We start from the raw sequence: 5,193 nt of genomic DNA on the forward strand, positions 1-5,193 counted from the left end.
ACAAACATTTGCGGCGGGGCCATCGCGCCAGTTCGCCCTCAACCTTCGTAACCAGCGAACGGGCGATAACCATCTTCATCCAGCCCAACCGGTTTCATCACAGCACAGGGAGATAACGTGACAGCGAGGGAACGTTTTTTTAAGAAACTGCAGCAACAGCAAAATCCGCGGCGGACAGCGGCCCTCGACGGGTCGGCCGCCGCGGATATCGCCAGGTTTCGTCAGCAGATGGCGGAGCTGGCTCAGCAGATAAGTCAGTGGTTTGATGGAACCGGTATTGAGGTGGTGATTTCGACCCGCCATCTCCACGACCTGAGTACCCTTGGCTACAGCCTCAACAGCGGCATCTGCCGCTACGATATCCCGGCCATTCGTCTGCAAAACGGCGAGCGCAGCGTCAATATCGTGCCGCAGCAGCTGTTGGATGGCGTGGAAAAGGGGATCGTGACCCTGAGTCTTGAGGCGCCCGACGGCGCGGGATCCCGGGAGGTGTTTTATCTGAGCCTGGCCCCGGAGGAGGGCTGGATGATCCGCAAGGCGCACCAGTCCCCGGAAGCGCGGCTTATGCTTACCGAAGATCGCTTTTTTATGGCGGTCGATAGCCTGGCCTGATGATCCCTGACAGGCGATGACGTCCCCGCGGCGGCGGTGCAAAGCGCGCATCGCCGCCCTGAGGTATCAGGCGCCAAACGCTCCGTCGATGGTGTGCATGGCGCCAGTGACAAACGATGCCTCCGGACCGGCCAGCCACGCCACCATTCCCGCCACCTCTTCCGGACGGCCATGGCGCTTAATGGCCATAAAGTTGTGCATCAGCTCTTTCATCGGGCCGTTCTCCGGGTTGGCGTCGGTATCAATTGGGCCGGGCTGGACGACGTTGACCGTGATGCCGCGCGGGCCAAAATCCCGCGCCAGGCCGCGCGCCAGCCCCTGCAGGGCCGATTTACTGAGCGCATAGGCCGCCATTCCCGGCACTGGCATGCGATCGCCATTGACCGAGCCGATGACAATAATGCGCCCGCCTTCCGGCATGCGGCGCGCCGCTTCGACGGAGGCATGGTAGGGGGCGTGAATATTGATGCGGAACAGGCGATCGATGGCATCGCTGTCCTGCTCGAGAGCGTCACCGAAAAGCGCGATCCCGGCATTGACCACTAATACGTCCAGCGGGCCGCTGTCGCGGACCAGGCTTATCACCGCATCGCGATCGGCGCTGTCCGCCTGCACCGCCGTGCTGCCGGTCTCTGCCGCCAGCCGCTCGGCCGCTTCCGGCGAACCGGAATAGCTAAACACCACCGACGCGCCATCGGCGACAAAACGCCTGACGATCGCCGCGCCAATTCCCCGACTCCCGCCTAAAACCAGCACTGATTTGTTGTGAAACGCTGTCATATCCCACACCTCATGATATTGTAGTGATGATTACAATATGCTGCGGCTAAACAGGCTGTCAAGGATTAATATAGTGACCACTACAAAACCAGGGCGTACTCCGGGACGTCCCCGCCAGTTTGATGCGGAACAGGCCATTGAAACGGCGCAACGCCTCTTCCACGCGCGAGGCTACGACGCGGTGAGCGTGGCCGATCTGACCCAGGCTTTCGGCATCAACCCCCCGAGCTTTTATGCCGCTTTTGGCAGCAAGCTCGGGCTGTATACCCGCGTCCTGCAGCGCTACAGCCAGACCGGGGCCATTCCCATTGATGCCCTGCTGCGAGACGACCAGCCGGTGGCGGCGTCGCTCATCGCCGTACTGCAGGAGGCGGCTCGCCGCTATGTGGCCGATCCGGCCGCCGCCGGCTGCCTGGTGCTGGAGGGGGTACATTGTCAGGATGCTGATGCCCGGGTGGCGGCAGGCGAATGGCATGCTGCGGCAAGAGCCAAAATCCAGCAGTATATCGCCCGCCATCGCCCGCAGGACGCGCTGCGGGTGACTGACTATATGGATACGTTGATGCTTGGCCTGTCGGCGAAAGCGCGGGAAGGGGATAGTCTGCCGCGTCTTCTGGAGACCGTGCGGCTGGCAGGCCTGGCGCTGGAGCGCATCCTGCCAGCCTGAGTCGTCAGATGGTTTGTCCGCCCGACACCTCGATCCGCTGGGCGGTCACCCAGCGGTTATCGTCGCGTAGCAGGCTGGCGATCATCGGCCCAATATCCTCGGGAACGCCCACCCGTCCCAGCGCCGTCATGGCGGCAAACTGCGCGTTTACCTCTGCGTCGTCCCGCACCAGCCCACCGCCAAAATCGGTGGCGATAGCGCCGGGGGCGATGGTATTGACGGTTATGCCGCGCCCGCCCAGCTCGCGGGCCATGTACACGCTCAGCATCTCCACAGCCGCTTTGGCGGCGGCGTAGGCGGAGAAGCCAGGATAGGAGACGCGGGTCAGCCCGGAGGAAAAGTTAACGATCCGCCCGCCGTCTGCCAGCAGCGGCAGCAGGGTTTGTACGAGAAAAAATACCCCCTTAACGTGGACGTTAAACAGCCCGTCGAACTGCGCTTCGCGCGTTTCGGCCAGCGGGGCGAATTCGCCGTGCCCTGCGTTATTGATCAGGTGGTCGAAAGTGGCCCGCCCCCAGACGCTGGCCAGCGCGCTGCCGAGGCTGTCGGCGAAGGCCGGGAAGCTGGCGGTTTGCGCCATATCCAGCGGCAGGGCGATGGCCTTGCGGCCCAGGGCGCGGATGTCGGCGACCACCGCTTCCGCCTGTTCGAGATTGCCGCGGTAGGTGACGATGACATCCCCACCCTGGCGGGCGATATCCAGTGCGGTCTGACGGCCAAGGCCGCGGTTGGCGCCGGTAATAAGTGCAATTTTAGCCATGTTCGGTCCTCTCTGGTATGTGGAGTCCTTACAATAGGAGAGGCTCACCGGGCCGGGTTGCCCAATCCTTGTTATTTTTTGCCCATTTCTCTCCGTTCACTCCCTTTTGCCGGGAAATAGCGCATACTCAGGCTTTAAAACTTGCCTGAAAGGATCTTATGCGCGACGCTCTGTTCGATCTCTGCCGCCGGTTTGCCGATGCTCATGTCGATAGCAGCGGGGTGGCAGTTACCCCGGTTCCCGGTATTACTCTGGTGCGGGCCCTGCATCCTGGTGACCTGCAGGCGGCTATCGCCAGGCCGCTGGTGGCCATGCTGCTCCAGGGGCGTAAGAGCGTGACCACCGGCCTGGCAAGCTTTGACTATGGTCCGGGCGAGGCGATGGTGATTGCCGCGGATGTTCCCACTACCAGCCAGATCACCGAGGCCAGTCAGCGTTTTCCCTATTACGCGCTGGTGCTGGAGCTGGACCTGGCTATCCTGCGCGAGCTGCAGGAGGCCGGGCCGTCAGGGCCGGATGAGGCGCCCCGCGTTGGTATCGAACCGATGAACGCCGATGTGACGGATGCCGCTTACCGGCTGGCAAGGCTGTTTGATCAACCGGGGGCGCTGGCGGTGCTGGGGGAAGGTCTGCGGCGGGAGCTACATTACTGGCTGTTGCAGAGTGTCCATGGGCCGGCCATCCGGGCGCTGGGCGCCGTAGACAGCCATTCGGCGCGGATCCGTCGGGCGGTGGCGATGCTGCGCCGGGATTTTATGCAGCCAGTCAGCGTCGACGCGCTGGCCGACGCCGCCGGGATGAGCGTCTCTGTCTTTCACCGTCATTTCCGCGCCATGACCACGCTGTCGCCGCTGCAGTTTCAGAAGCAGTTGCGCCTGATCCACGCCCGCCGCCTGATGCTGGCGGAAGGGATGAGTATTGCGCAGGCTGCCGGGGAGGTGGGCTATATCAGCGTGTCGCAGTTCACCCGGGAATACGCTCGCCTGTATGGCGCGCCGCCGGGCCGCGATCGTCGACGGGAAAAAATGAGCGCCTGACCTGGCGCGCGGGCTGCCGGCAGCTCATCCCTGAGCCTGACGCCGGTGCTTTAGTCCGCGATTTTCGCCGTGATATGCACTTTGTTGCCCATTCGCGCTTCAGTGATGCGATAGGTAGTCGCGCCCTCGCGGGCGGCCTGCTGGCGGATTTTGCTCTCCGCATGGTCCAGGGTATCGCCGGTGGCGGTGATGGTTCTGGCATTTGCCGCCAGGGGCAGCAGACAACTCAATACGATCAGTGGAATTAACTTGTTCATCGTCATTCTGTCCTGTGAGAGAAAATCAGCGCGCGGTCTGCAGCCAGCCGGCAATGTCCTGGGTCGGCAGCTGGTGGCGGGCATTCCAGGTGTCGCCCATCGGCCACCACACGCCATCCCCCCGGGCGAAGGCGGCGCGATAGCGCAGCATGGCGTCATCCGGGTTTGTCCGCAGCTGCTCCAGCAGGGCGGGCAGGGTGTGGACGGCTTTGCTGAACGTCTGCTGCGTTACGCGCTCGACGGTATCCGCCAACTGCCGGTAAGAGGTCGTTTCGCCGGCAACAAACACCACCTCGTTGACGATCCGCGGCTGATGCAGATAAATCGCCGTGGTCAGGCGGCCAATATCCGCCGGTGAGGTGACGGTCACCTGGGTATCCCAGCTGCCAAGGGCGTGAAGGGTTCGGTTGGATAAATTCACTACATCGAAGTCTGGTTCGAAGAGAAAGCTGGTAAACATCCCGGTGGAGACAATGACCCACTCCGTGGCCCGCTGCGCGCGCAGCAGGGTCCGGACATCGTACTGCTCGTCCCAGACCGGCTGACCGCTGCCTTTGCCTACCACATCGTAATTGACGCCAAACTGCCAGGGAAAATAGCGGGGTACCCCGGCCGCCAGCACCGCGCGGGTAATTTTCAGCTGTGTCCCCGGACCGGCGACAAACCCCATGCAGTTAATCACGGTGGTGAATCCGCGAAACTGATCGGCCAGCGTCTCCATGGCGCTACCGGCGATGTCGACGGCGAGGAAGGTGGCTCCGGCGTCGGCCAGCGCCTGATGGTTTGCCGACCGCAGCTGGCCGGCTTCATCCCAGGCCGCCGGCGAGACGATGACCGAGACCGTGCCCTGGCGCTCGATTACCGCAGGCACCAGCGCATCAAGAACGGCGGCGCCCAGTTGTCCCGCTCCCAGCACCAATACCTTTTCCGCATGATTAAAATTATCAGTTTTCATTTTAACTCCTTGCTCAGTTAAGCCTTGTGTTGACGGGATACAGGCTCAGTGTAGGGGGACGGTCGTCATTCGATAAGTACAGCGTTTCGGGTTAGACTGTTCGTAATAATGGGATAATGAGCGCC

At 62.4% G+C, this 5,193-nt stretch carries 7 protein-coding genes; 3 read left to right on the forward strand and 4 right to left on the reverse strand.

Annotated elements, in window-relative coordinates; genetic code table 11:
• Positions 1 to 117: 117 nt before the first annotated feature.
• Complete coding sequence (locus VZP09_RS06805; protein WP_004176416.1) at positions 118 to 612, forward strand: hypothetical protein; 495 nt, start codon at positions 118 to 120, stop codon at positions 610 to 612.
• A 66-nt stretch (positions 613 to 678) separates the two neighbouring features.
• Here VZP09_RS06805 and bdcA read toward each other — a convergent pair whose 3' ends face one another.
• Positions 679 to 1,392: an SDR family oxidoreductase gene (bdcA, locus tag VZP09_RS06810; RefSeq protein ID WP_009486343.1), complete on the reverse strand. Its 714-nt coding sequence runs from the start codon at positions 1,390 to 1,392 to the stop codon at positions 679 to 681.
• A 73-nt stretch (positions 1,393 to 1,465) separates the two neighbouring features.
• Between bdcA and VZP09_RS06815 the strand changes: the two genes are divergently transcribed.
• On the forward strand, positions 1,466 to 2,059 hold the full coding sequence (locus VZP09_RS06815) for a TetR/AcrR family transcriptional regulator (protein ID WP_015958263.1): 594 nt from the start codon (positions 1,466 to 1,468) through the stop codon (positions 2,057 to 2,059).
• A gap of 4 nt (positions 2,060 to 2,063) precedes the next feature.
• Here VZP09_RS06815 and VZP09_RS06820 read toward each other — a convergent pair whose 3' ends face one another.
• Entirely contained in the window at positions 2,064 to 2,819 is a 756-nt protein-coding gene (locus VZP09_RS06820; RefSeq protein ID WP_328794977.1) for an SDR family NAD(P)-dependent oxidoreductase, read from the reverse strand.
• A gap of 158 nt (positions 2,820 to 2,977) precedes the next feature.
• On the opposite strand from VZP09_RS06820, the gene VZP09_RS06825 reads away from it, so the two are divergent.
• Positions 2,978 to 3,856 (forward strand): AraC family transcriptional regulator, encoded by an 879-nt coding sequence (locus tag VZP09_RS06825; protein ID WP_004151595.1) that lies wholly within the window; start codon positions 2,978 to 2,980, stop codon positions 3,854 to 3,856.
• 50 nt (positions 3,857 to 3,906) lie between these two features.
• On the opposite strand, the gene VZP09_RS06830 is transcribed toward VZP09_RS06825, so the two are convergent.
• Both VZP09_RS06830 and VZP09_RS06835 read right to left on the reverse strand, forming a co-directional pair.
• A complete protein-coding gene (locus tag VZP09_RS06830) occupies positions 3,907 to 4,113 on the reverse strand; it encodes a DUF1471 domain-containing protein (protein ID WP_004179576.1) in 207 nt (68 codons plus the stop codon).
• Positions 4,114 to 4,138: 25 nt separating this feature from the next.
• Positions 4,139 to 5,068: an aromatic alcohol reductase gene (locus tag VZP09_RS06835; RefSeq protein WP_002902287.1), complete on the reverse strand. Its 930-nt coding sequence runs from the start codon at positions 5,066 to 5,068 to the stop codon at positions 4,139 to 4,141.
• Between the last annotated feature and the right edge of the window lie 125 nt (positions 5,069 to 5,193).

Source organism: Klebsiella sp. EMBS2024 (assembly GCF_036233805.1).
In the GTDB taxonomy this organism is placed as follows: Bacteria; Pseudomonadota; Gammaproteobacteria; order Enterobacterales; family Enterobacteriaceae; genus Klebsiella; species Klebsiella pneumoniae.